This is a genomic window from Achromobacter sp. NPDC008082 (genome assembly GCF_042957345.1).
Classification (GTDB): Bacteria; Pseudomonadota; Gammaproteobacteria; order Burkholderiales; family Burkholderiaceae_B; genus Achromobacter; species Achromobacter kerstersii_A.
Window position 1 is genome coordinate 209999 of sequence record NZ_JBIBIB010000001.1, and the last position, 24508, is coordinate 234506.

Sequence of the window (24508 nt, forward strand, 5' to 3'; positions counted from 1 at the left end):
AATTTTGGCATAGCGCCATTGTTCGCCGGTCTGCCACTTGCGGCCGATCCGCCAGCGGCAGCTACCCGCCGCGGCTGACCCCAAACCCGCCTACTGCATGTACCAGCCGTGGCTGACCACAAACGACTGGCCGGTGAACGCCGCGCTGGGGAAGGTGCACAGGAACAGCGCGGTCTGCGCCACGTCTTCAACGGTGGTGAAAACGCCGTCCACCGTGTCGCCCAGCATCACCTTTTTCACCACGTCTTCTTCGCTGATACCCAGCTCTTTGGCTTGCTCGGGAATCTGCTTTTCGACCAGCGGTGTACGCACAAAACCCGGGCAGATCACATGCGAGCGCACGTTATGCGCCGCGCCTTCCTTGGCCAGCACGCGGGCCAGGCCCAGCAGCGCGTGCTTGGCGGCCACATAAGCGGATTTCAGCGGCGACGCTTCGTGGGAATGCACCGAGCCCATGTAGATGACCACGCCGCCGCGATCGCCCTGATACATGTGCTTGAGCGCGGCCTTGGTGGTGAGGAAGGCGCCGTCCACGTGAATGGCCTGCATCTTCTTCCAGTCCGAGAAGGCGAATTTGTCGATCGGGTTGACGATCTGAATGCCGGCGTTCGAGATCAGGATGTCGATGCTGCCGTAGGCGGCCGCCACCTTGTCGATGCCTTGGTTCACGGCGTCTTCGCTGGTGACGTCCATGGCCACGCCCATCGCTTTGCCGCCGGCCTGTTCAATTTCTTTGGCCACCGCGTCCGCGCCCGCCTGATTCAGGTCGGCAATCGCGATGGTGGCGCCGGCGCGGGCGAGCGTCAGTGCAATTTCCTTGCCGATACCGCTGGCCGCGCCCGTGACGACGGCGACTTTTCCGTTCAACGATTCCATGCTGCAACCTCCTGGTGGGCAATGCCGATAAGACAAGCCTCGCGCAGGCGGACAGCGCACCGCCCGCCTGCGCGAGGAGCATGCATCGATGGTAGCGCTTCTGCTTGAGCACAGGCTGAACGCCCGCGCCGATTTGTCACGCCTTTGCGGCGGACCATTGCGCTGCCCGTGACGCTGCGCGAGAATCCGCCCCAACCGGCGGCGGGAGCCCTTTCCGATGCGCCCTACCTTCCTCTAGGCGGTCAGCCGCGTGGCATTTTCTTTTATCACTCGCCTGCTCCGGCTGGCGCGACGCACGGCGCTTTGCATCGGCGCGGCGTCCCCCGCGCTGCCCGCACTGCCCGCGCAGGCGGCACACATCGTGGTGGACACCGGCCACACGCCCGCGCGCCCCGGCGCCACCGGCGCGAGCGGGCGTGTGGAGTATCTGTACAACCTGGACATCAGCAACCGCGTGGCGATGGCGTTGCGCGCCATGGGCGACCGGGTGACGCAAGTGGCCGCCGATGGGGCCGAGATAGATCTCGGCAAGCGCTCAAGGATTGCGCCGCGCGCGGATTTATTTGTCTCGATTCACCACGACTCCATGCAACAGTGGCTGATCGATGCGGGCCGTCAGCGCGAGTTCTCGGGTTACGCCGTCTTCGTGTCGTCGCGCAATCCGAAATACGAGCAGAGCGTGCGCTGCGCTCGGGCCATTGGCGAACAGCTGCTGGCCGCAGGCGAGAAGCCGTCGCTGTATCACGCGGACCCGATCGTGGGCGAAAGCCGGCCACTGATAGACGCCCGGCTCGGCGTGCAACGCTTCGATAACCTGGCGGTGCTGAAGACCGCGCCGATGGCCGGCGTGCTGGTCGAGGTGGGGGTGATTGTGAACCCGGACGAAGAGCGCCGCCTGGCCCGGCCCGAGGTCATTGACCGGCTGGCGCGTGCGATTGCCAACGGCGCGCACGCTTGCCAGCAGCCGTAGGCAGTCAGGAGGCAGCCGGGTGCGCCACGTCTTGCGCAGGCGCAGCCGATTTAAGGCGCAGCAACAGGAAGCCGATCACGGCAGACGCCAGTGAACCCGCCAGCACGCCGATCTTCGTGGCGTCCACGCTGGCGGCATCGGTAAAGGCGAGCGCGCCGATGAACAGGCTCATCGTGAAGCCGATACCGCACAGCAAGGCGATGCCGTACAGCTGCGTGAACGTAGCGTGGCGCGGCAGGCTGGCGACGCCGGCTTTGATGGCCAGCCACGCGAATCCGAACACGCCCAGCTGCTTGCCCAGGAACAGGCCCAATGCGACGCCCATCGGCACCGGCTGCGCCAGGCTCTCCAAGCCCATGCCCGCAAACGACACGCCCGCGTTGGCGAAGCCGAAGATCGGCACGATCAGCAAGGCGACCGGCTTGTGCAACGCGTGCTCCAGATCGTGCAAGGGGGAATGGACGTCAGGCTTGCCGGCATTGCGCGGGCTTAGCGGGATGGTCAGCGCCAGCGCCACGCCGGCAAGCGTGGCGTGTACGCCAGACTTCAACACGAAGTACCACAGCACGGCGCCGATCAGCAGATACGGAGTCAGGCGCGTGACGCCTGCGCGGTTCAAGCAGAACAGGCAGGCCAGCAGCGCGCCCGCCATCGCCAGCGCCAGCACCTTGAGCTGCGAGGTGTAGAACAGCGCGATGATGACGATGGCGCCCAGATCGTCCAGGATGGCCAGCGCGGTCAGAAAGATTTTCAGCGAGGTTGGCACGCGGCTGCCCAGCAGCGCCAGAATGCCAAGCGCGAAGGCGATGTCGGTGGCGGCGGGGATAGCCCAGCCGCGCAGCGTCTCGGGGCTGCCCAGGTTGATCAGCACATAGATCAGCGCCGGTATGACCATGCCGCCCACGGCGGCGATGCCGGGCAGGATGATCCGCGCCGCGCCGCGCAATTGGCCATCCAGCACTTCGCGCTTGATTTCCAGCCCGACCAGCAGGAAGAACACAGCCATCAGGCCGTCATTGACCCAGTGCAGCACCGTCTCCTTCAGCACGACGGGGCCAGCCTTGAACCCCATTTTGGTACCCAGCACATCAAAGTACAGCGGCGCGGCCGGACTATTGGCGATGATCAACGCAGCGAGTGCGGCCGCCATGAGCACGTAGCCGCCAAGCGCCTCTGAGCGCAGAAAGGCCTGAAGAAATGAAGGGCGAGGGGGCGGGGTTGCCACGTGGGTCAAAGGAAATTCCTGGATTCGGGTTGCGAAAAATTGAGCTGAATTTTACCTGAACGATAGGAAAATTCCGGGCATTGTCGGCGAAATGCGTGCCATTTTGCTGTCATCCTGAAGCCCGCTGACTGAGGGGCCGGCTGGGCCGGAAGCGGGTTTCCGAGCAGGGCGTCGCTGCGTCGAGGGATCTGAGCAGCCGACCATCACGAGATGGTTGGCGACGGGGAATAGTACCGACCCGCAATGCCTACAAGAATAAGAAAGTTCTCGAACATTTTGCGCCTTGGGCGGAATGCAATAACGCCTTGTTATGAGTGCGATGCCATGCCCCTGCCTTCTCTTTCCGTTTTGACTCACACGCTTTCAACCCCAAGCGCCATCCCTCGTTTAGTGGACATCGGGTTGTCGTTGACGGCGCCCGCCACCGCGCCGGCCAACGGGGCCTATCAACTCAAACGCCTGGTCCCCAGCGCGCGCGTGCAGACGTGGGGCCGCGACGGCGCACAGTTTTCGATGTCGCCAATGGGCGCTATCCGCGTCTGGCAAAAGCAACGCCTGGTGGCGTCGGAATGCGTCCATGATCGTCAGGCTCATGGCGCGGCGCCGTTGAACCCCGAAGACTACGCGTACCTTGAAGCCTTCCTGCTCCTTGAAGGCCGGGCGTGGAATGATCTCCAGCCGGTGCCGGCCAGGGGCGCGTGATGATGCATCGTTCCAATATCCCGCTCGGCGCCCGGCCCGCGGGCGGCCTGCGCATCCTGCACACCGAGGCCGCCACCTCGTTTGGCGGGCAGGAGTTCTGCATCTACAAAGAAATGATCGCAATGCGCAAGCGTGGCCATCATCTGGAACTGGTCTGCCAGCCGGGGGCGGAATTGGGTGATCGTCTCGCACAAGCCGGTTTCACCGTGCACCGTACCGTGATGGACGGCCCCTTCAATTTCTTGCGCAGCGTTGCGGTCATTCATCGCCTGCTGCGGCGCGAACGCTTCGATGTGGTCAACACCCACAGCCGGCGCGATACCGTGCTGGCGGCATTGGCCGCCCGGCTGGCCGGCACGCCGCTGATCGTCCGCACGCGCCATTTGGCCAAGCCCATCCGTTCCCTCTTTGCCTATACGTGGCTCGCGCATCGGGTCATCGCCGTCAGCCGGTTCGTGCGCAAGCAGCTACTGGACGGCGGTGCGCGGCCCGGCTCCGTCGCCACCATTCATTCCCCGATCGAGTTACCGCAACTGCGCGAAAACGCCTGCGTGCGGCGGGAATTGGGTTTGCCGGACGATGCGCTCGTGGTGGGTTGCGTCGCCGTGATGCGTGCTGACAAGGGCCATGCCGATCTTATCGACGCCTTCCTGCATCTATCCGCCCGCTTTCCGTCGGCGCACCTGATGCTGGCGGGCGACGGCATGCCGGTGCTGAGCCAATTGCACACGCTGGTGGCGACTCTGGGCCTGGCGTCGCGGGTGCATTTCCTGGGGCGGCGGGATGACATCGCCAATGTGCTGAAGGCCTTTGACGTGTTCGCGTTGCCGACGCACCGCGAGGCCCTGGGCACCGTCTTTATCGAAGCGGCTGCGATGGGCCTGCCGGTGGTGGGTACGGCCGTGGGTGGCGTGCCTGAAACCATGGTGGAAGGGGTGACCGGCCTGCTGGTGCCGCCGCACAATCCCGCCGCGCTGGCCAGCGCGTTGGACAGGCTGCTGGCCGACTCCGATCTGCGCCGCCGAATGGGGGATGCCGGCCGTCACCTGGTTTGTGGCCTGGGGCTGTTCACCGCCGAACGCGCGGCGGATCAGGTCGAGCGGGTGTACACGCACTGGCTGGCTGAACGGGGCCGGCCCCGCCGCGCCGCGCTCAGTGCATGAGCAGCGCGTTCATGGCCTCAACCACACGGTTGCGATAGCGCGGCAGCAGCGCTTGCGTGCGCGCCTGGCGTTCCGCCCAATCCGCCGGTTCGGCGCCGGCCGCCACGCGCGGCGCGGCCCAGATCGGATCAGGAAAGTGGCGGTCGCCGCGCCAGCGCGGGATCACGTGCCAGTGCAGATGCGGCACCATGTTGCCCAGCGACGCCAGGTTGATCTTGTCTGGCGTCAGGATGGATTGCTGCGCCTCTTCGACGGCGTAGACGGCCCGCATCAGCAGGTCGCGCCCATGCGTGGACAGGCTCGTCATTTCGGCCAGATGGGCGTTCCAGATCACGCGGGTGAAGCCGGGATAGTCGGCGTCGTCTACCTCGATCACGCGCAGATGCGGCCCGCGCCACAGCAGCGTGCCGCCGTCTTCCTGGCACAGCGGACAGTTCGGGTCGCGAGCGCTCACGCCATCACCTTGCGGTATTGGATGAAGCCAGAGCGGTCTGCAATGCGGTCGTACAGCTGCATGGCGTTTGCGTTGGTTTCGTGAGTCAGCCAATACACGCGCGCGGCGTTGGCGGCGGCGGCTTCGGCGTAGACGTGTTCGATCAGCTTGCGGCCCGCGCCCGTGCCGCGCACGTCGGGGTCCACGTACAGGTCTTGCAGGTAGCAGTAATCGCCCGCCGTCCAGGTAGAACGGTGGAAGATCCAGTGCACCATGCCGATGGCGCGTCCGCTTTCATACGCCAGCGCCGCGTGCATGGGTTCGGCGGGGTCCAGGAAGCGGGCCCAGGTGTTGCGCGTCACGGCGTCATCGATGTTGACGCGGTAGAACTCCTGGTAGCCTTTCCACAGCGGCAGCCAGACGTCGAAGTCGGCAGCGACGATGGGGCGGATTTCAGCGGTACTCATGGCGCAAAGCCTCCTGGCGGATGCGGGTCAGGGGAGAGGAATTCAGAGCTTTTCTTCCATGGCTTCGACGATGTGTCGCAGCACTTGCAGGCGAGCGTAACGCTTGTCGTTGGCGGACACCAGATGCCAGGGCGCGTGGCCCACATCCGTGCGCGTCAGCATCTCGTTGGCCGCCGCGGCGTAGTCTTTCCATTTCTCGCGGTTGCGCCAATCGTCAGGCGTGATCTTGAAATTCTTGAAGGGCGATTTCTCGCGCTCTTGAAAGCGTTCGAGCTGCACGTCCGCCGTCACCGCCAGCCAGAACTTCAACACCAGCGCACCGCTTGCGGCCAGCTGTTGTTCGAAGTCATTGATCTCGGCATAGGCGCGGCGCCATTGGGCTGGCGTGATCAGCTTTTCCACCCGTTCGACCAGCACGCGGCCATACCAGGAGCGGTCAAAAATCGCGACGCGCCCATGGCGCGGCAGGTGCCGCCAGAAGCGCCACAGATAGGGTCGCGACAACTCGTAGCTATTGGGCGCGGCAACCGGCGTGATGTCGTATTGGCGGGCGTCCAAGGCGTGCGTCACGCGGCGGATCGCGCCGCCCTTGCCGGCGGCGTCCTGGCCTTCAAACACCAGAATCAGCGAACGCTCCTGGAAGCCCTTCGACCGCGCCGCACGCGCCAGCCGGCCTTGCAGCAGGCCCAGCTCGGATTCGTAATCGTCCTTGTCGACTTTGGCGTCGTAATCCAGCTTGCCCAGGCGGTCGACGATGCGGGCAGGGCGGGAATGCGCCAAAAACGATTGGGGAATGCGCGGCACCCCACGCTGGCGCAGCGCGGTGAGCACCGCTTCGGCCGTGCGCACCGAACGCATGTTCTCGTCGGCGCTGGGAATCACCACCCAGGGCGCGTGGCCGCTATCGGTATGGTTCACAACGATCTGCCCGCCATTGCGGATGCGGTCGTACTTCTTGTAGACCTTCAGGTCCACCGGGCTGACCTGCCATGAGGTCTCCGGGCTGGCCAGCAAGCGCTGGGCGCGGTCCTTTTGCGCCTTGGCCGACAGGTGGAACCACAGCTTTACAATCTGCACGCCTTCGGCGGCCAGCATGGCTTCAAAGTGCCGGATGGCGGCGGAGTGCGCTTCGATGTATTCCTGGTTGGGTTTCTTGCGCGCGGACTCGATGATCAACGGCGCGTACCACGAGCCGAATACGATGCCCGTGCTGCCCTTGGGCGGCAGGTCTTTCCAGTAGCGCCAGAACGGCGGGCGTTCCTGCTCTTCGCCTTCGGGCGGCCCATAGGCCAGCGTCTTGATGTGGCGTGGGTCCATCCATTCGTTCAGCAGATTGACGGTGGCGCCTTTGCCCGCGCCGTCTATCCCCGCCACCACCACCAACAGCGTCTTTTCCCGCTTCTCAAGGCGTTCGTATTGCGCGTTGAGCAGGGCGACGCGCAGCCGCTCTTCCAGCGGTTTGAATTCGTCCTTGGACAGGCTGGGGTCGGCTTCGGCTTCTGCGAACATGGGCAATCCGTCTGATCGGCAATCGGTTGATCGGGCGATCTTGCGGGATAAGTTTCAGGCGCGCAAGTCCGTTGCGCGCCTATTGCGGCCCTAGAGTCCGTCGACGGGAATCTTCAGATAACGCACGCCGTTGTCTTCCGGCGGCGGGAAGTGGCCCGCGCGGATGTTGACCTGGATGGCGGGCAGGATCAGCGTGGGCATCGCCAGCGTGGCGTCGCGCTGGGTGCGCATGGCGACGAATTCCGCTTCGCTGATGCCGTCTCGCACATGGATGTTGGCGTGGCGCTGCTCGGTGACGGTGGTTTGCCAATGCGCCTCGCGGCCATTGGGCGGGTAGTCGTGGCACATGAACAGGCGCGTGCCGCCGGGCAGGCCAAGCAGGCGTTGGATCGACCGGTACAACTGGTGCGCGTCGCCGCCGGGGAAGTCGCAGCGGGCCGTGCCGACATCCGGCATGAACATCGTGTCGCCCACGAAGGCGGCGTCGCCGATCAGGTAGGCCATGTCGGCGGGCGTGTGGCCCGGCACGTGGATGGCGGTGGCGGTAAGCGCGCCGATCTTGAAGGTTTCGCCATCGGCGAACAGGTGGCCGAACTGGGAGCCGTCCAGCTGGAATTCCGGTTCCAGGTTAAAGACGCGCTTGAACACGCCTTGCACCGTGCGGATGCTCTGGCCGATGGCGATGACGCCGCCCAGCTGGCGCTGCAAGTAGGGCGCGGCGGACAGGTGGTCGGCGTGCGCGTGGGTTTCCAGCAGCCACTGAAGCGTCAGCCCTTGTGCGCGGACATAGTCGGCCACCTGATCGGCGCTGCCCGTGTGAGTGCGCCCGGACTTGGGGTCGTAGTCCAGCACCGAATCGATGATGGCGCAGGCGCTGCCGTCGTGCACTACGTAGGTGACGGTGGCGGTGACCGGATCAAAAAACGCTTGGATGTGGGGATTCATGGTGGCCGCTGCGAACAATATATAGTTTTAAATAATATTGTTTGATAGTTTATCCGTCAATATAATGAAAAATTACTCGCCCGCCGAATCTGCTTTCCATGAATGCCGCCCTGACCGATTGTGAACTTGCCGCCTTGCGTGAATCCGCCGCCCAAGCGTGCACGCTGTTGAAGGCACTGGCCAATGAAGACCGCCTGCTGCTGCTCTGCCAACTGGTGCAGGGGGAACGCAACGTGGGCGAACTGGAATCGCTGACCGGCATCCGCCAGCCAACCTTGTCCCAGCAACTGGGCGTGCTGCGCGACGAAGGCCTGGTCACGACACGCCGCGAGGGCAAATACGTCTACTACCAGATGGCCAGCTTCGAAGTCAGCCAGGTCATGAAGACGCTTTCCAGTTTGTACTGCGGCCGCGCGATGGAGTCACTTTCATGAATATGGACTGGCCCGCTTTCACGCCAGCGGCAGCGGCCGCGGGCGGTTTGCTCATCGGGGCGGCTGCCGTGATGCTGATGGCGGGCGCGGGCCGCATCGCCGGCATCAGCGGCATTCTGGGCGGCTTGCTGCCGATGCAACGCGACAGCGTGTGGCGGTTGGCGTTTCTGCTGGGGCTGTGCGCGGCGCCCTGGCTATACCAATTGGGGGCGGCGCTGCCCGCCATTGTTGTCCAGGCCAGCACCCCGCGTCTGATCGTGGCGGGCTTGCTGGTGGGCATCGGCACGCGCTACGCATCGGGCTGCACCAGCGGACATGGCGTGTGTGGCTTGTCGCGGGGATCGCGGCGGTCGGTCGTTGCGACCGCGTTGTTCATGGCGGCGGGCTTCGCCATGGTTTACGTCATGCGGCATGTGGCGGGAGGCTGACATGGTGGCGCTGATCGCTTTTGCGTCGGGCCTGGTTTTCGGACTGGGGTTGATCGTGTCCGGCATGGCCAACCCGGCCAAGGTGCTGGGCTTTCTGGATATCGCGGGCCGCTGGGACCCGTCGCTGGCCTTCGTGATGGGCGGCGCGGTGGTGATCACGGCGGCGGGTTTTGCGGTACTGCGCCGCCGCCGCGTGAGCCTTTCGGGCGAACCCATGCGCTGGCCCAGCGCCACCGGCATCGACCTGCGCCTGGCGCTGGGCAGCGTGGCGTTTGGCGCGGGTTGGGGGCTGGCGGGCTTTTGCCCCGGCCCGGCGCTTGTGGCGGCCGCGGCCGGGGTACAGGAAGCGCTGATCTTCGTGGCCGCGATGGTCGCCGGTATGGCGATCTACTCGGCGCTTGAATTCCTCAGGCGCAAATAGCGCCGCGCGACAACGGCGGGCGCCTGTCACGGCTCGGCAGGGCGCGCGGCCCCTTGGGTCCGCCCGTCCCCGCCCCTTTCCTTTGCCCGTTATTCCGCCGTTACTCGTACGTGCGCACGTCGTCGATGACCTTGCCGTCGTTCGGCAGGCCATCGGCGTCCACCCATTCCACATCGGCGCGCAGCTTCGTCACGTCGCGCACGGAATCGGCGATGCGCTTGGACAGCTCTTCGCCGCGCACGCGCGATTCCACTTTCAGCACCATGCGGTCTGACCCGGTGCTGCCGCTGATGACCAGCCGCGCGCGCAAAATTTCCGGATGCCGGCGCACCACGTCCGCTACTTGCGACGGGTGCACGAACATGCCTCGCACCTTGGTGGTTTGATCCGCGCGGCCCATCCACCCCTTGATGCGCGTGTTGGTGCGGCCGCAAGGCGAGATGCCGGGCATCACCGCCGACAAGTCGCCCGTGCCGAAGCGCACCAGCGGATAGTCGGGGTTCAGCGTGGTGACGACGACTTCGCCGACTTCACCATCTGGCACCGGCTCGCCCGTGCCGGGGCGCACGATCTCGACGATGATGTCTTCGCCCAGCACCAGCCCCTGGCGCGCGGGCGTCTCGAACGCAATCATGCCCAGGTCGGCGCTGCCATACGCCTGATAGCCTTCGATGCCGCGCGCGGCCAGCCAGTCGCGCAGCGACGGCGGAAACGCTTCGCCCGACACCAGCGCGCGCCGCAGCGAATCCAGCTTCACGCCTAGCTCATCGGATTTCTCCAGGATGATCTTCAGGAAACTGGGCGTGCCGGTGTAGCCGCTGGGCGCCAGGTCTTGAATCGCGCGCACCTGCTGTTCGGTTTGGCCCGTGCCGCCCGGAAACACCGTGCAGCCCACCGCGTGCGCCGCCGTTTCCATCATGGAACCGGCCGGCGTGAAGTGATAAGAGAAGCAGTTGTAGGCGAGCTCGCCCGCGCGAAAACCCGCCGCGTACAGGGCGCGGGCAAAGCGCCAGTAATCGGCGCGCGCGCTTTCCGGTTCATAGATGGGACCGGGCGACGCAAACACCCGCATCGCTTCGCCCCAGCCGATGGCGGAAAATCCGCCGAACGCTTTGCCTGGCCCGGCGGGTGCGGCGGCATCGTCGCGGCTGTGCTGCTGGCGTTCCAGCAATTCGTGCTTGCGCAAGACGGGCAGGCGGGCCAGCGCCGCCCGCGACGTAATGGTGGCGGGATCAACGCCGCGCAACTGCTCGGCAATCGCCGGCGCGCGGGCCATCGCCCGGGTGATGGCGGCCGGCAAGGCGGCCATCAGCTCGCGCTCACGTTGCTCGGGCGCTCGGGTTTCCAGCACATCGAAAAACTCGGACATGGGATCGCACCCTCTCTCAAGCCAGCCAGCGTTTGCGGCGGCGATAGAACTTGTTGTCGCGGAAGCTCTTGCGCTCACCGCTGGAAATACCCAGGTAGAACTCTTTCACGTCCTCGTTCTGAGCCAGGTCCAACGCCGCGCCGTCCATCATCACGCGCCCGTTCTCCAGGATGTAGCCGTAGTCGGCATAGCGCAGCGCGATGTTGGTGTTCTGTTCGGCCAGCAGGAAGCTCACGCGTTCGCGCTGGTTCAGGTCGCGCACGATTTCAAAAATTTCTTCCACGATCTGCGGGGCCAGGCCCATGGACGGCTCGTCCAGCAGAATCATGTTGGGGTTGGCCATCAGCGCGCGGCCGATCGCCGTCATCTGCTGCTCACCGCCCGACGTGTAGCCGGACTGGCTGGCGCGGCGCTGCTTCAAGCGCGGGAAATATTGGTAGACGCGTTCCAGCGCGGCCGCGGTATCGCTTCGGCTCATGTTGCGCGTGTAGGCGCCAGTCAGCAGGTTTTCTTCGATAGTCAGGTGCGCAAAGCAGTGCCGGCCTTCCATCACCTGCACAACGCCGCGCTTGACCAGTTCGGCCGGCGACAGCCGTTCGATGCGTTGGCCACGGTATTGGATGTGGCCTTTGGTGACGTCGCCGCGCTCGCCCTTGAGCAGGTTTGAGATGGCGCGCAGCGTCGTGGTCTTGCCTGCGCCGTTGGCGCCCAGCAAGGCCACGATCTTGCCTTCCGGCACCTGCAGGGACACGCCCTTGAGCACCAGGATCACGTGGTTGTAGATCACCTCGATGCCATTCACGTCGAGCAGCACGTTCGGCGTGTCGGCGGCAGAGGCAGCGAGGGTTGCAGCTGAAGATGCAGCGGAAGATGCAGCGGTCATGACGATTCCTGCGGCGTGGTGGCGGCGGGCGCCTTGAAAGACGCCCGCCGCCGGTTCACATCAGTTCTCGCAAGTGCGGGGCGTGATGTTCTTTTCCTTGGCGTACTTGGCCGCGGCGTCCTTGACCATCGGGTCCAGGATGGTCTTGTCGGCCTGATACCAGTCGGACACCACCTTGAACTTGGCGCCGTCCCACTGCACGATGCGAGCCCAGTCGTCGCCCTTGTGATTGCTGCACGAGGTCTTGACCGGACGCATGATCTGGCCAAAGCCCAGCTTGTCGAGTTTTTCCTGCGTCAGGTTCAGGTTCTCGAAGCCCCAGCGCACTTGCTCGGGCGTCAATGCCTTGCCCTTGCCGAACTTCTCTTGCGCCGTGCGGATCGCTTCCACTTGCAGCATCGAAATCATCATGCCGCGCGTGTGGGCGATGGTGCCCAGCGTGTTCTTGGCCGTCTTGTCCGAACCCTGGCCCTTGTCGTAGACGAACTTCTTCAGGTCGTCATAGACCTTGTCGTGTTCCGCGCCGCTGTTGTGCACGGTGATGGCGTTGTAGCCCTTGGCGACATCGCCCAGGTCTTTGACGTCGCCTTCGGAGCCGGCCCACCAGATGGCGTACATCTTGTCGCGCGGATAGCCGCTGGCCTGCGCTTCGCGGATGGCGGTGGGCGTCATGATGCCCGCGCTCCACAGCAGCACGTAGTTCGGGCGCGCCTGGCGGATTTGCAGCCAGGTGGATTTTTGCTCAACGCCAGGCGCGGTCACCGGATACAGCACCAGCTCGAAGCCTTCCTTGGCGGCGCGCTTTTGCAGCAGCGGAATCGGTTCCTTGCCATACGGCGAGTCGTGATAGACCAGCGCAATCTTCTTGCCCTTCAGCTTGTCCATCCCGCCTTCTTTCTTGGCGATGTCCTGGATCATCACGTCAGCGGCGGTCCAGTACGTGCCCAGCAGCGGGAAGTTCCACTCGAACACGCTGCCATCCACCGATTGCGACAGGCCGTAGCCCATCGTTTCGACGGGCACCTTGTCGACCATGGCCTTGTCGCTGACGGCGAACGTGATGCCGGTGGACTGGGTGTCAAAGCCCGATGCGCCCGTCCCCTTGCCCTTCAGGCGTTCGTAGCATTCCACGCCGCGGTCGGTGGCGTAGGCGGTTTCGCATTCTTCGTACGTGATCTTCACGCCGTTCACGCCGCCATCGCGTTCGTTGACGAGCTTCAGATAGTCCAGCTTGCCATCGGCCCAGGGAATGCCCAGCGGCGCGAACGACCCGGTGCGATACACCAGCAACGGAACGAACTGCTCTTCGGCCGCCATTGCCGGCGTGGCCACGGCGCCCGCGGCGCCGGCTGCGGCCACCAGGGCTGCCGCCAACTTCAGGTTAAGACGCTTCATCTCCATTTACCTCCTGCGTGGTGCTTGGGTCAGTAAACCCTGGGACACCGGGATTGGCCCGGTCTTGAGCCGGGTATTCAGGATGTGGATCACGGCACTTTTGCCGCCGCGATCCGCAGAAATCAATGCGAAATCAATACGAACTCAATACGAAATCAATACGCCGCATCAGTGCGGGAACGGCCAGATGCGCAGCTTTTCCTTGCCGATGCTCCACAAGCGCGCCAGCCCGTGCGGTTCCGCGATCAGGAAGAACACGATCAGCGCGCCGAACACCATGTGTTCGATGTGCGCGGCCGTGTCTACCGACAGCGGAATGCCCAGCGCATGCGGAATGTTCGACAGCGCCACCGGCACCAGCACGATGAACGCCGCGCCGAAGAAACTGCCGATAATCGAACCCAGCCCGCCGATGATCACCATGAACAGCAGCTGGAACGAACGCGTCAGGTCAAAGGCCAGCGGCTCCCACGAGCCCAGGTGGATGTAGCCCCACAAGGCGCCGGCCACACCGACGATGAACGAGCTGACCGCAAACGCCGTGAGCTTGGCGTACATGGGGCGGATGCCGATGACCGATGCCGCCACGTCCATGTCGCGAATCGCCATCCATTGCCGGCCGATCGCGCCGCGCACCAGGTTCTTGGCCAGCAGGCTGAAGATCACCACCAGGATCAGCACGAACAGATACTTTTCCAGCGCGGTCTGCACCGGCAAGCCGAAAGCGGTGAGCGGCGGCACCGACACGTTGCCCGACGACGAGTAGTTGGTGAAGAAGGGAATACGCAGGAAGGCCCAGTCCACAAAGAACTGCGCCGCCAGCGTCGCCACCGCCAGATACAGGCCGCGGATGCGCAAACTGGGGATGCCGAAGATCACGCCCACCAGCGTGGCGAAGAAGCCGCCCAGCAGAATCTGAATGATCAGCGGCATGCCCGGAAAGCGCACGCCGAAGTTCCACGCCGCATACGCGCCCACCGCCATAAAGGCCCCGGTGCCCAGCGAGATCTGGCCGCAGTAGCCCACCAGAATGTTCAGGCCGACGGCCGCCAGCGACAGAATCAGGAACGGAATCAGAATGGCGCGCAGCAGGTAGTCGGACGACAGCGCCGGCACCGCAATGAACGCCACCGCCAACAGCAGCCAGATGAAGATGCGGTCCTGGCGGATCGGGAAGATCTGCTGGTCGGCCCGGTACGTGGTCTTGAACTGGCCGTTTTCGCGATAGAACATGTTTTTATCCTAGAGGCCTGGTGGTTTACACGCGGTCGATGATCTTCTCGCCGAACAGCCCTTGCGGACGGAACAGCAGGAACACCAGCGCCAGCACATAGGCAAACCAGATTTCGATACCGCCGCCCACGAGCGACCCCAGGTAGACCTCGGACAGCTTTTCCCCCACGCCGATGATCAGGCCGCCCAGAATGGCGCCCGGCACCGACGTCAAGCCGCCCAGAATCACCACCGGCAACGCGCGCAGCGCCGCGGTGGACAGCGTGAATTGCACGCCGAACTTCGAACCCCAGATAATGCCGGCCACCAACGCCACCAGCCCCGCCACGCACCACACGATCACCCAGATGCGGTTCAGCGGAATGCCGATGGACTGCGCGGCCTGGTGGTCATCGGCCACCGCGCGCAGCGCACGGCCGGTGGACGTGTACTGGAAGAACAGCGCCAGCGCGGCCACCAGCAGCGCCGCAATGACGGCGGCTGTCAGGTCTTCCAGGTTGATCAGCAACCCGCCTTCGAAGACCGTGTCCAGAATCATCATCGGGTCTTTCGGCATGCCCACGTTGATGGAATACACCGAGCTGCCGAACGTGATCTGCCCCAAGCCATCCAGGAAATAGCTGATGCCCAGCGTCGCCATCAACAGCGTCGTGGCTTCCTGATTGACCAGGTGGCGCAGCACAAAGCGTTCAATGGCCACCGCCAGCAGGAACATCACCATGGCGCTGACAATGAAGGCCAGCACGTTGGCCAGGATCATGTTGTCAAAGCCGAGCCAGCGCGGTATCCACTCCGAGAAGCGCGCCATCGACAAGGCGGCCACCAGCACCATCGCGCCCTGCGCGAAGTTGAAGACGCCAGACGCCTTGAAGATCAGCACAAAGCCCAGGCCGATCAGCGCATACATCATGCCGCTCATCAAGCCGCCGAATAAGGTCTCTAGAAAAAATCCCATGTCTGTCCGCCTTAGTGCGACACGCCGAGGTAGGCTTTGATGACGTCTTCATTCGCGCGGACTTCGTCCGGGCGGCCGTCGCCGATCTTCTTGCCGTAGTCCAGCACCACCACGCGGTCGGAAATATCCATGACCACGCCCATGTCGTGCTCGATCAGCACGATGGTGGTGCCGAATTCATCATTCACATCCAGGATGAAGCGGCTCATGTCCTGCTTCTCCTCGATATTCATGCCGGCCATGGGTTCGTCCAGCAACAGCAGGCGCGGCTCCATGGCCAGTGCGCGGCCCAGGTCCACGCGCTTTTGCAGGCCGTAGGGCAGGCGGCCCACGGGCGTTTTGCGATAGGCCTGAATTTCCAGGAAGTCGACGATGTTCTCGACGAATTCGCGGTGCTGCGTTTCTTCGCGCTCGGCCGGCCCCAGACGGAAGGCCTGCGACAGCAGCCCGCACTTCATGCGCAGGTTGCGGCCCGTCATGATGTTGTCCAGCACGCTCATGCCTTTGAACAAGGCCAGGTTCTGGAACGTGCGCGCGATGCCCATTTCGGCGGCGCGGCGCGGGTTCATTTTCGAAAAGCGTTCGCCGCGGAATTCGATGCCGCCTTTCTGCGGCGTGTAGACGCCGTTGATGACGTTGAGCATCGAACTTTTGCCGGCGCCGTTGGGGCCGATGATGGCGCGAATCTCATGCTCGCGCACGTTGAAGGAAATATCCGTCAGCGCTTTCACGCCGCCAAAGGACAAGGAGATGTTCTGCATGTCCAGCATGACGTCGCCGATACGCTGGTCGCGGTCGTTGTTGCTCATGATCTCTACGCGGCTCGGGCTGTGATGGCGGGGAACGTCTTGACGGGGCGGATCTTCAGGTCCGCCGAGATCTTGCCGGTGCGTCCGTCTTCGAACTTCACTTCGGTCTCGATGAACTGCGATTGCTTGCCGCCGAACAACGCGTCGATCAGCACGCCATACTTCTGCGCAATGAACGCGCGGCGCACCTTGCGCGTGCGGGTCAGCTCGTCGTCATCCGGGTCCAGCTCTTTGTGCAGGATCAGGAAGCGGCTGATCTGCGAAGCGCACAGCTTGGGGTCGGTCGCCAGATCCGCGTTGACCTGTTCGACGCATTCGGCGATCAGTTGATAGACCTCTTCCTTGGCGGCCAGATCGGTGTAGCCCGCATACGGCAGGCCACGGCGCTCGGCCCAGTTGCCCACGGCTTCAAGATCAATGTTGATGAAGGCGCAGACGTCATCGCGGTCGGCGCCAAACGCCACGGCTTCCTTGATGTGCTGGAAGAACTTGAGCTTGTTCTCGATGTACTTCGGCGCAAACAGGCTGCCATTGGCCAGCTTGCCCACGTCTTTTGCGCGATCGATGATCTTCAACTGGCCATCGGTGTCCAGGTAGCCCGCATCGCCCGTGTGGAACCAGCCATCGGCGCTGCGTGCTTCCGCCGTGGCGGCCGGGTTGCGGTAGTACTCCTTGAACAAGCCCGGGCTCTTCACCAGGATTTCGCCGTTGTCCGCCACGCGGATCTCCACGCCGGCCACGGGCGGGCCGACGGTGTCGTCACGCACCTGGCCATCGGGCTGCACGCACACGAAGACCGACGTTTCGGTTGAGCCGTACAACTGCTTCAGGTTGATGCCGATAGACCGGTAGAACACGAACAGGTCGGGGCCAATGGCTTCGCCTGCCGTGTACGCCACGCGCACGCGGCTCATGCCCAGCGCGTTGCGCAAGGGGCCGTAGATCAGGATGTTGCCGATGGCGTAGCGCAGGCGGTCCCAGGCGTTGACGGATTCGCCATCCAGGATCTTGGTGCCCACGCGGCGCGCCAGCTTCATGCAGGCGCCGAACAATTTGCGCTTGATGTAGCCCGCGTCTTCCATGCGGATCATCACGTGCGTCAGCAGGCCTTCCAGCACGCGCGGCGGCGCAAAGTAATAGGTGGGGCCGATGTCGCGCATGTCGATCGACACGGTGTCGGGCGATTCGGGATGGTTCACGGTAAAGCCCGTGACCAGCAGCTGCGTGTACGAAAACATGTTCTGGCCGATCCACGCGGGCGGCAGATACGCCAGCACGTCTTCCTGGTCGGTCAGCTTTTCCATGTCAGACACGGCGCGCGCGCGGTCGATCAGCGCATGGTGCGTCAGCACCACGCCCTTGGGCTTGCCCGTGGTGCCTGATGTGTAGAACATGGCGGCCGGGTCCTGCGGCTGCACGGCGGCGATGGCGCGGTCCAGATAATCGGGATGCTGCGCGGCGTATTGCTGGCCCAGCGTTTCCAGCTGCTCGTACGATTGCAGCATCGGGTCGGTGTAATGGCGCAGGCCGCGCGGGTCATCGAACACCACCGCTTTGAGCGCGGGGCATTGCTCGCGCACTTCCAGCATCTTGTCGACCTGTTCCTGGTCTTCGACAACGGCCACGCTGATCTCGGCGTCTTGCAGCACGTAGACCATTTCCTGCGCAACCGCGTCCTGATAGAGCGGCACCGGAATCGCGCCCAGCGACTGCGCGGCCATCATGGCCATATACAGACGAGGACGGTTTTCGCCGATGACGGCGACGTGCATGCCGGGGCGGATGCCCAGCGACGCCAGGCCATTGGCCACATGGCGCACATGCGTCGCCACATCAGACCACGTCAGGGTTTGCCAGATCCCCAGATCTTTCTCTCGTATCGCGGGCCGCGACCCACGAACCTTGGCATGCGCGAACAGCAGCGCTGGAAAGGTATCCAGCGCCGCCGGCACCTGTGCAGATGCGGGCGATGAATGTGCCACGTTGTCTCCTCCGGTTTGGGCACATCGCGCCAGGGCCCGCGGGAGCGGTGATGGCGATGAGGGGCTTGACCAGTTGGTTTTAGATTTACGGCAGGAGTTAAGGTATAAGGTTGGGTTGCTACCAACTGTCACCATCGCGACATTCAAGGAACTTTTAGGGTATTCCCGATGCAGCTAGCCGACTCCCTGCAACTTGCCGCGGCCTGGTTTCGCGTGCTCAACGCCGAGCAGCAATCGCGCGTCGAGCGGGACCTGTCCGTGCAGCAAGTCGTTGCCGGATCGATCATAGAGCGCAAAGGGGAACTCGCACAGGCTTGGATTGGCGTATTGGCCGGATTGGTGAAGGTGTCGGTCGGCAACGCGGAAGGCAAGGTCGCATCATTGACGGGCGTGCCCGCCGGCGGCTGGATCGGCGAGGGCTCGCTCTTGAAACGCGAAGTCCGCAAATATGACATCGTCGCCTTGCGAGATTCGGTAGTGGCGCGCCTGCCGGCGCCCACTTTTGATTGGCTGCTGGACACCAGCATCCCCTTCAACCGCTACCTGCTCCACCAACTGAATGAGCGCGTGGCGCAGTTCATCGGCAAAGCGGAGTACGACCGTCTGCTGGACCCGGACGCGCGCGTGGCCCGCTGTCTGGCTGAACTCTTCAACCCCTTGCTGTATCCCGGCATGGGGATGCGCCTGACGATTACACAAGAAGAAGTGGGCTATCTGGCCCGGGTGTCGCGCCAGCGCGCAAACCAGGCGCTGCGCAAGCTGGAAGAGGCGGGCTTGCTGAATGTGGAATACGGCGCGGTGCGTGTGCTGGACCTGGATGGCCTGAAACAATACGGGTCGGATCGCAGCACGGTGGAAGGCGAACACGCGGCCTGACGGCAAAAGCGGCCGGGCAAATCAAGTGGCCGGGCAAATAAAAAGTTGAAAAAACCGCTTGACGTTAAATAGTGCGCTATTTAATATTGCACAAATGAAATCCAGATCCAAACCTAAAAGCGCATTCAATCCGCTGCTGCTCGACAGCCAGCTGTGCTTCGCGCTGTATTCAACGTCACTGGCGATGAACAAGGTGTACCGCAAGCTCTTGCGCGGTCTGGATCTGACGTATCCGCAGTATCTGGTGATGCTGGTGCTGTGGGAACGCGATGAAATTACGGTGACGGATATCGGCGACCGCCTGTTCCTGGATTCCGCCACGCTGACGCCGCTGTTAAAGCGGCTGGAAGCGGCAGGTTTGGTAACGCGTAAACGGGCGGTGGACGATGAGCGCCAGGTGATCGTGACGCTGACCAAGCAAGGCCGCGACTTGCGAGAAAAAGCGGAGTCCGTGCCGCACGCGATTGCCGGCGCCGCGCAATGCACGCTGGACGAAGCGCAAGGCATGATGAAGACGCTGCACGCGCTGCGGGAAAAGCTGGTCGATAGTGTTTGAAGCGTGGAGTGATGCGTGTCATCATTCGGTCTAATTAGTAGCGCACGATTTAGTTGTGTGCGATGTTTTTGGGTAAGTAAGAAGCAAAAAGTACGAAGCAGAAGGCAGAAAGCAGAAAGCAGGTAAGTACGAAGGCCTGTGAGAGAAAAGCAGGCAGCAGGTAAGTACGAAAGTAGGTTTGCAGATTTCAAGTAAACGCCGAGGCGGGAGGTGCCGCCCGGCACGCAGTTCAACTTTTCATTCCAACAAGGAAACGCATCATGTCTATCGAAAAAGTTCTCTATCGCGCCAATGCCACCGCCACCGGCGGCCGTGAAGGCCGTGGCGTCAGCGACGACGGCAACCTGGACGTCAAGCTGACGACCCCGCGCGAACTGGGCGGCGCAGGCGCGGCCGGCACGAACCCCGAACAACTGTTCGCAGTGGGTTATTCGGCCTGCTTCCTGGGCGCCATGAAGTTCGTCGGCGGCCGTGACAAGATCGCGATTCCGGCAGACGTGTCGGTGAATGGCATCGTGGGTATCGGTGCGATCCCCACCGGCTTCGGCATCGAAGTTGAACTGAAGATCTCGCTGCCGGGCATGGATCGCGAACAGGCGGAAAAGCTGGTCGCCGCCGCCCACATCGTCTGCCCGTACTCGAACGCCACGCGCGGCAACATCGATGTGACGTTGACGATTGTCTGATCGTCAAGAGAAGGTTGTGAATCGGTAAACCGAGTCCGGTGAATCGGGTGAATCGAGTCAGACTGCATTTCTCCATGGACCGCTCCGTGGAAAATGCAGTCTGACTCCGTTTTTTCGAATGCGTTTTTCGCTACGTTTGAAATGCAGTCTGACTCCGACTAAGAAATGCAGTCAGGCTCCGATGGACCAGCCACACGCGAAGCGAGAAGAGCCACGACGCACCCCAACGCGTAAGCTCCAAAAGGCCGCCCGGGCGGCCGGCCTGGAGCGGGCCCCGCAAGATCTTCCGCCACCCCAAATCAGCGGCAAGAACCCTAAGAAAACAACTCACCCCAGCTGACGTCAGATTTCAACTACCCGAGCTCGTGGTGGTGGTGGCCTGCGGGGTGCGGGGCGTCGATAAGCCCGAGGGAATCTGAAGGAACCCGCCGAAGGCGGGTGACGAAGATGACAACGGGGAAGTCCGGAGCGAAGGCTCCGGACCGCAATCGTTGCCCCGCACCCCGCAGGCCGCCGCCGCCACGAGCGTCATAAGAAAAGAACCAACGCAACAACCAAAAAACCCCTTCAATGCCCCCCACCCAAATAAGCCGCCACCACAGCCGGATCACCCCGTAACTTCTCTGCACTCCCATGCACAGAAATCCGCCCGTTCTCCAGCACATACCCGTAATCAGCCACCTGCAACGCCGCCGCCGCGAACTGCTCAACCAGCAGCATCGTCACCCCTTCATCCTTGAGCCGCGCAATAATCCGGAACACCTCTTCCACCAGAATCGGCGCCAACCCCATCGACGGTTCATCTAGCAGCACGAGTTCGGGATTCAGCATCACCGCCCGCGCCATGGCCAGCATCTGTTGCTCACCCCCCGACAGCGTCCCAGCCAGTTGATCGCGGCGTTCCTTCAGACGCGGAAACAAATCCATCGCACGTCCCAGATCCGCCTGCACATCGCCCTTCGGCCGGCTTCCCGTCAAGCGCGGAAACGCGCCCAGCAGCAGGTTGTCCGTCACTGACAGCGTCGGAAACACACGCCGCCCCTCCGGCGAATGCGCCAGCCCCAGCCGCGCGATGCGGTGCGACTCCAGGCCATCAATGCGCTTGCTGCCCAACGTGATTTCGCCCGCCGTCGGGCGGATCATGCCCGACACCGCACGCATCGTTGTCGTCTTGCCCGCCCCGTTAGAGCCAATCAGCGTCACGACTTTCGCCTTCGGCACCTCCATGCTGATGCCGTGCAGCACCTTCACCTTGCCGTAACCCGCTTCCAGATTCTTGATCAATAGCATCTTGTTGTCCTCTTGGCGTCAGGCGGGCGCGCCGCCCAGATACGCCTCGATAACCTTGGCGTTGCTTTGCACTTCGTTCGGCAGGCCTTCGGCGATCTTCTGGCCGAAGTCCAGCACCGACACCGTGTCGCACACTCCCATCACCACATCCATATGGTGCTCGATGAGGATCAGCGTGATGCCGTGGTCGCGCACCTTGCGGATGATGGCCAGCAGCTCGACGATGTCAGGCGCGGTCAGGCCAGCCGCGGGTTCGTCCAGCAGCAGCAGTTGCGGGTCCAGCGCCAGCGCGCGGGCGATTTCAAGCAGGCGCTGCTTGCCATAGGGCAGGTTGCGCGCTTCTTCGGTAGCCAAGGATTCCAGGCCCACGAACTCGAGCAGCGCCATCGCGCGAGCGCGTGCGCCTTGCTCTTCGCCCTTCCACTTCGGCGTGCGCAGCGCAATGCCGGCCAGACCCGTAGTGAAGGTGTGATGCAAGCCCACCAGCACGTTCTCCAGCGCCGTCATCTCGCCAAACAGCTGCACGTTCTGGAAAGTGCGGGCAATGCCTGCGGCCGCGATGTCCGCGGGCGGCAGGCCGACAAGCGACTTGCCCGAGAACTCCACCGCGCCCGCCGTTGGCACATAGATGCCCGTCAGCACGTTCATCATGGTGCTCTTGCCCGAACCGTTCGGGCCGATCAAGCCGTGGATGGTGCCGCGCTTGATGGTCAGGTCGACTTCGTTCAACGCCTTCAGGCCGCCGAACTGCATCAGCACGTGCTTGGCCGTCAGCAATGTCTCGCCCTTGCCGGCCACCACGGCTTCCGGCACCGCGTCCTGCTCTTTGACCAGGTCCTTCTTCACCGACAGCGCCGCACGGCGATTCGAGAAGAACAGGTTGCGCACAAAGCCCACGATGCCATCAGGCAGGTAGTACACAACGAACAGGATCATGGCGCCGAAGATGGTCAGACGCCAGTCGGTCACCGCGTCCAGCCAGTACGAGAAGATCGCCAGCACGATGGTGCCTGCCACCGGCACTACCACGCGGCGCGGCTCGGCGCGGCCCTTGGACACGGCGATGATGCTGCCCACCGTCACCAGAATGGCCACCGCCAGCGCAATCAGCCGGAAGGTGCCGATGTCGTCCAGCATCTTCGGCAGCAGCACGATGATGGATGCGCCCAGCAGCGCGCCCGTGCGGCTCTTGCGCCCGCCCATGATGATGGCCAGCAGGAACAGGATGGTCAGTTCGAAGTTATACGTGTTGGGCGAAATGTACTGCTCGGAATAGGAATACAGCGCACCCGCCAGGCCGGCAAAACCGGCACTGATGACGAACGCGAACACCTTGTGCCGGTAGACCGACACGCCCATGCAGTCTGACGCAATCGGGCTGTCGCGCAGCGCTTCGAACGACCGGCCCAGGTGCGACTTCAGGATGCGGTGCACGACGATCAGCGAGATCACCAGCAGCGCGCCCACCAGCCAGAAGTATTCGCTTTTGGTCAGGATGTGCCCGCCAATGGACGGCTTGGGAATCTTGATGCCCAAGGGGCCTTCGGTCATGAAGGTCATCTCGTTGATCAGGATCTGGATGATGGTGCCAAACGCCAGCGTCACCATCGCCAGGTACGGCCCCGTGACCCGCAGCGCGGGCAGCGCCAGCACCGCGCCAAACGCCGCCGCAATCAGGATGGCGGCGGGAAGAATCACCCAGATGGGCATCTGCAAATGAAAGAACAGCACGCCCGCCACATACGAGCCGATGCCGAAAAGCCCGGCGTGGCCCAGCGAGACCTGGCCGGTGTAGCCCACCACGATATCGAGCCCGAACAGCAGGATCGAATAGATCATGATCGTTTCGATCAGGTGCAGGTAATACGTGTTGGTCACGCCCAGCGGCACGGCGGCCAGGCAGGCGATAGCTACGATGGATAGCAACAGGTGCAAGGGTTTCATCGCTTACACCTTCTTGATCGCGGTCTTGCCGAACAGGCCGGCGGGCTTGAAGGTCAGTACGAGCAGCAGCAACACCAATCCCGGCACGTCTTTGTACCCCGTCGAAAGATAGAAACCGGTGGTCGTTTCGGCGATCCCCAGGATCAGCCCGCCCACCACGACACCCATCCCGCTGGACAGGCCGCCGATAATCGCCACGGCGAACGCCTTCAAGCCCAGCACCGCGCCCATCGTGGCGCCGGTGAGCGTCAGCGGCGCGACCAGCACGCCCGCAAACGCGGCGGTCAGCGACGACAGCGCGTACGAGAACGTGATCACCATGCCGGTGTTGATACCCATCAGGCCCGCCGCGTCGCGGTCATTGGACGTAGCGACAAACGCTTTGCCGTAGATGGATTTGCGGTTGAAGATTTCCACCAGAATCATCATGCCCAGCGCGCCGAAGACCACCAGCAGCTCCATCGGCAAGACGTTTGCGCCCAGCACCTGGATGGGCGCTTCGGGCAGCGGGGAGGGGAAACGCAAGTCATCGCGGCCCCAGATGTTTTCGGCCACGTTCTTGAAGATGATCCCCAAGGCGATGGTGGCCATGATCCAGCCGAATTCCGATCGCGTCTTGATGGCCGGCCGCACGCCCACCCGCTCGACCAGCGCGCCTTGCGCGAAGCCGAAGATGCAGACGATGGGAATCATGACCCAGTAGTTCACGCCCAGGCCGACAAGCGTCAGCCCGACAAGCGCGCCCAGCATCAAGGCTTCGCCTTGACCGAAGTTCAGTGTGCCGGATGTGGCGAAGGTGAGCTGGTACCCGAACGCAATCACGGCATAGATCATGCCTAGCGCGATACCGCTATAGATGAGCTGTAGAAGAATCATGGTGTGTGTCTTGAGGCGCTGTGTTCCGTCCCAACCCCCTTGGGCAGAACGCTGTTTTCAGACGGCTGCATGCCCCGCACC

General features: G+C 63.3%; 25 protein-coding genes. 9 read left to right on the forward strand and 16 right to left on the reverse strand.

Translation table 11 applies throughout. From position 1 onward, the window contains the following. Positions 1-90 precede the first annotated feature (90 nt). The gene (locus ACFZAI_RS00990) at positions 91-876 is read right to left on the reverse strand and encodes a 3-hydroxybutyrate dehydrogenase (protein ID WP_391565176.1); all 786 of its coding nucleotides are present in this window, start codon (positions 874-876) and stop codon (positions 91-93) included. A 283-nt stretch (positions 877-1159) separates the two neighbouring features. Here ACFZAI_RS00990 and ACFZAI_RS00995 point away from each other — a divergent pair, with 283 nt between their 5' ends. Then, a complete protein-coding gene (locus ACFZAI_RS00995; protein ID WP_391566242.1) occupies positions 1160-1846 on the forward strand; it encodes an N-acetylmuramoyl-L-alanine amidase in 687 nt (228 codons plus the stop codon). 4 nt (positions 1847-1850) lie between these two features. Here ACFZAI_RS00995 and nhaA read toward each other — a convergent pair whose 3' ends face one another. Next, on the reverse strand, positions 1851-3080 hold the full coding sequence (nhaA, locus tag ACFZAI_RS01000; RefSeq protein ID WP_391565178.1) for a Na+/H+ antiporter NhaA: 1230 nt from the start codon (positions 3078-3080) through the stop codon (positions 1851-1853). 393 nt (positions 3081-3473) lie between these two features. Here nhaA and ACFZAI_RS01005 point away from each other — a divergent pair, with 393 nt between their 5' ends. Both ACFZAI_RS01005 and ACFZAI_RS01010 read left to right on the forward strand, forming a co-directional pair. Continuing rightward, positions 3474-3773 carry a hydrogenase gene (locus ACFZAI_RS01005; RefSeq protein ID WP_391565179.1) on the forward strand — a complete coding sequence of 100 codons (300 nt, stop codon included), beginning with the start codon at positions 3474-3476 and terminating at the stop codon, positions 3771-3773. Positions 3774-3775: 2 nt separating this feature from the next. Next, positions 3776-4936, forward strand: a complete 1161-nt coding sequence (locus ACFZAI_RS01010; RefSeq protein WP_391566243.1) for a glycosyltransferase — start codon at positions 3776-3778, stop codon at positions 4934-4936. On the opposite strand, the gene ACFZAI_RS01015 is transcribed toward ACFZAI_RS01010, so the two are convergent. The 4 genes from ACFZAI_RS01015 to ACFZAI_RS01030 form a co-directional block, all read right to left on the reverse strand. Then, positions 4926-5390, reverse strand: coding sequence for an HIT family protein (locus ACFZAI_RS01015; RefSeq protein ID WP_391565180.1), 465 nt, complete (start codon positions 5388-5390; stop codon positions 4926-4928). The two genes, ACFZAI_RS01010 and ACFZAI_RS01015, sit on opposite strands and share 11 nt — an antisense overlap. Further along, positions 5387-5836 (reverse strand): GNAT family N-acetyltransferase, encoded by a 450-nt coding sequence (locus ACFZAI_RS01020; protein WP_391565181.1) that lies wholly within the window; start codon positions 5834-5836, stop codon positions 5387-5389. The genes ACFZAI_RS01015 and ACFZAI_RS01020 overlap by 4 nt, the downstream gene beginning before the upstream one ends. A 42-nt stretch (positions 5837-5878) precedes the next feature. Beyond that, entirely contained in the window at positions 5879-7345 is a 1467-nt protein-coding gene (pap, locus tag ACFZAI_RS01025) for a polyphosphate:AMP phosphotransferase (RefSeq protein WP_391565182.1), read from the reverse strand. A 90-nt stretch (positions 7346-7435) separates the two neighbouring features. Continuing rightward, on the reverse strand, positions 7436-8290 hold the full coding sequence (locus ACFZAI_RS01030) for an MBL fold metallo-hydrolase (RefSeq protein WP_391565183.1): 855 nt from the start codon (positions 8288-8290) through the stop codon (positions 7436-7438). A gap of 98 nt (positions 8291-8388) precedes the next feature. Here ACFZAI_RS01030 and ACFZAI_RS01035 point away from each other — a divergent pair, with 98 nt between their 5' ends. From ACFZAI_RS01035 to ACFZAI_RS01045, 3 genes are read left to right on the forward strand one after another with little or no spacing between them, the layout of a single operon-like run. Continuing rightward, on the forward strand, positions 8389-8724 hold the full coding sequence (locus ACFZAI_RS01035; protein WP_054420711.1) for a helix-turn-helix transcriptional regulator: 336 nt from the start codon (positions 8389-8391) through the stop codon (positions 8722-8724). Continuing rightward, positions 8721-9152, forward strand: coding sequence for a YeeE/YedE family protein (locus ACFZAI_RS01040; protein ID WP_391565184.1), 432 nt, complete (start codon positions 8721-8723; stop codon positions 9150-9152). The genes ACFZAI_RS01035 and ACFZAI_RS01040 overlap by 4 nt, the downstream gene beginning before the upstream one ends. A 1-nt stretch (position 9153) precedes the next feature. Beyond that, positions 9154-9573: a DUF6691 family protein gene (locus ACFZAI_RS01045; RefSeq protein WP_391565185.1), complete on the forward strand. Its 420-nt coding sequence runs from the start codon at positions 9154-9156 to the stop codon at positions 9571-9573. Positions 9574-9673: 100 nt separating this feature from the next. Here ACFZAI_RS01045 and ACFZAI_RS01050 read toward each other — a convergent pair whose 3' ends face one another. The 7 genes from ACFZAI_RS01050 to ACFZAI_RS01080 all read right to left on the reverse strand — a co-directional run bounded on the left by ACFZAI_RS01050 (position 9674) and on the right by ACFZAI_RS01080 (position 18199). Next, positions 9674-10942 (reverse strand): phenylacetate--CoA ligase family protein, encoded by a 1269-nt coding sequence (locus tag ACFZAI_RS01050; protein ID WP_391565186.1) that lies wholly within the window; start codon positions 10940-10942, stop codon positions 9674-9676. A 16-nt stretch (positions 10943-10958) separates the two neighbouring features. Next, positions 10959-11825, reverse strand: a complete 867-nt coding sequence (locus ACFZAI_RS01055) for an ABC transporter ATP-binding protein (RefSeq protein ID WP_391565187.1) — start codon at positions 11823-11825, stop codon at positions 10959-10961. Between the two features lie 60 nt (positions 11826-11885). Then, positions 11886-13226 (reverse strand): ABC transporter substrate-binding protein, encoded by a 1341-nt coding sequence (locus tag ACFZAI_RS01060; protein ID WP_391565188.1) that lies wholly within the window; start codon positions 13224-13226, stop codon positions 11886-11888. Between the two features lie 162 nt (positions 13227-13388). Beyond that, entirely contained in the window at positions 13389-14453 is a 1065-nt protein-coding gene (locus tag ACFZAI_RS01065; protein ID WP_391565189.1) for a branched-chain amino acid ABC transporter permease, read from the reverse strand. Positions 14454-14478: 25 nt separating this feature from the next. Then, positions 14479-15408 (reverse strand): branched-chain amino acid ABC transporter permease, encoded by a 930-nt coding sequence (locus ACFZAI_RS01070; protein WP_391565190.1) that lies wholly within the window; start codon positions 15406-15408, stop codon positions 14479-14481. Between the two features lie 11 nt (positions 15409-15419). Then, a complete protein-coding gene (locus ACFZAI_RS01075; RefSeq protein ID WP_054420705.1) occupies positions 15420-16217 on the reverse strand; it encodes an ABC transporter ATP-binding protein in 798 nt (265 codons plus the stop codon). A gap of 5 nt (positions 16218-16222) precedes the next feature. Continuing rightward, positions 16223-18199 carry an AMP-dependent synthetase/ligase gene (locus ACFZAI_RS01080; protein WP_391565192.1) on the reverse strand — a complete coding sequence of 659 codons (1977 nt, stop codon included), beginning with the start codon at positions 18197-18199 and terminating at the stop codon, positions 16223-16225. 168 nt (positions 18200-18367) lie between these two features. On the opposite strand from ACFZAI_RS01080, the gene ACFZAI_RS01085 reads away from it, so the two are divergent. The 3 genes from ACFZAI_RS01085 to ACFZAI_RS01095 all read left to right on the forward strand — a co-directional run bounded on the left by ACFZAI_RS01085 (position 18368) and on the right by ACFZAI_RS01095 (position 20317). After that, positions 18368-19075 (forward strand): Crp/Fnr family transcriptional regulator, encoded by a 708-nt coding sequence (locus ACFZAI_RS01085; RefSeq protein WP_391565193.1) that lies wholly within the window; start codon positions 18368-18370, stop codon positions 19073-19075. 94 nt (positions 19076-19169) lie between these two features. Continuing rightward, complete coding sequence (locus ACFZAI_RS01090; RefSeq protein WP_391565194.1) at positions 19170-19631, forward strand: MarR family winged helix-turn-helix transcriptional regulator; 462 nt, start codon at positions 19170-19172, stop codon at positions 19629-19631. Between the two features lie 260 nt (positions 19632-19891). After that, complete coding sequence (locus tag ACFZAI_RS01095) at positions 19892-20317, forward strand: organic hydroperoxide resistance protein (RefSeq protein ID WP_006216338.1); 426 nt, start codon at positions 19892-19894, stop codon at positions 20315-20317. Between the two features lie 567 nt (positions 20318-20884). On the opposite strand, the gene ACFZAI_RS01100 is transcribed toward ACFZAI_RS01095, so the two are convergent. From ACFZAI_RS01100 to ACFZAI_RS01110, 3 genes are read right to left on the reverse strand one after another with little or no spacing between them, the layout of a single operon-like run. Continuing rightward, complete coding sequence (locus tag ACFZAI_RS01100; RefSeq protein WP_391565195.1) at positions 20885-21607, reverse strand: ABC transporter ATP-binding protein; 723 nt, start codon at positions 21605-21607, stop codon at positions 20885-20887. 18 nt (positions 21608-21625) lie between these two features. Then, on the reverse strand, positions 21626-23551 hold the full coding sequence (locus ACFZAI_RS01105) for an ATP-binding cassette domain-containing protein (protein WP_391565196.1): 1926 nt from the start codon (positions 23549-23551) through the stop codon (positions 21626-21628). A gap of 3 nt (positions 23552-23554) precedes the next feature. After that, positions 23555-24427 (reverse strand): branched-chain amino acid ABC transporter permease, encoded by an 873-nt coding sequence (locus ACFZAI_RS01110; RefSeq protein WP_006216335.1) that lies wholly within the window; start codon positions 24425-24427, stop codon positions 23555-23557. Positions 24428-24508 lie beyond the last annotated feature (81 nt).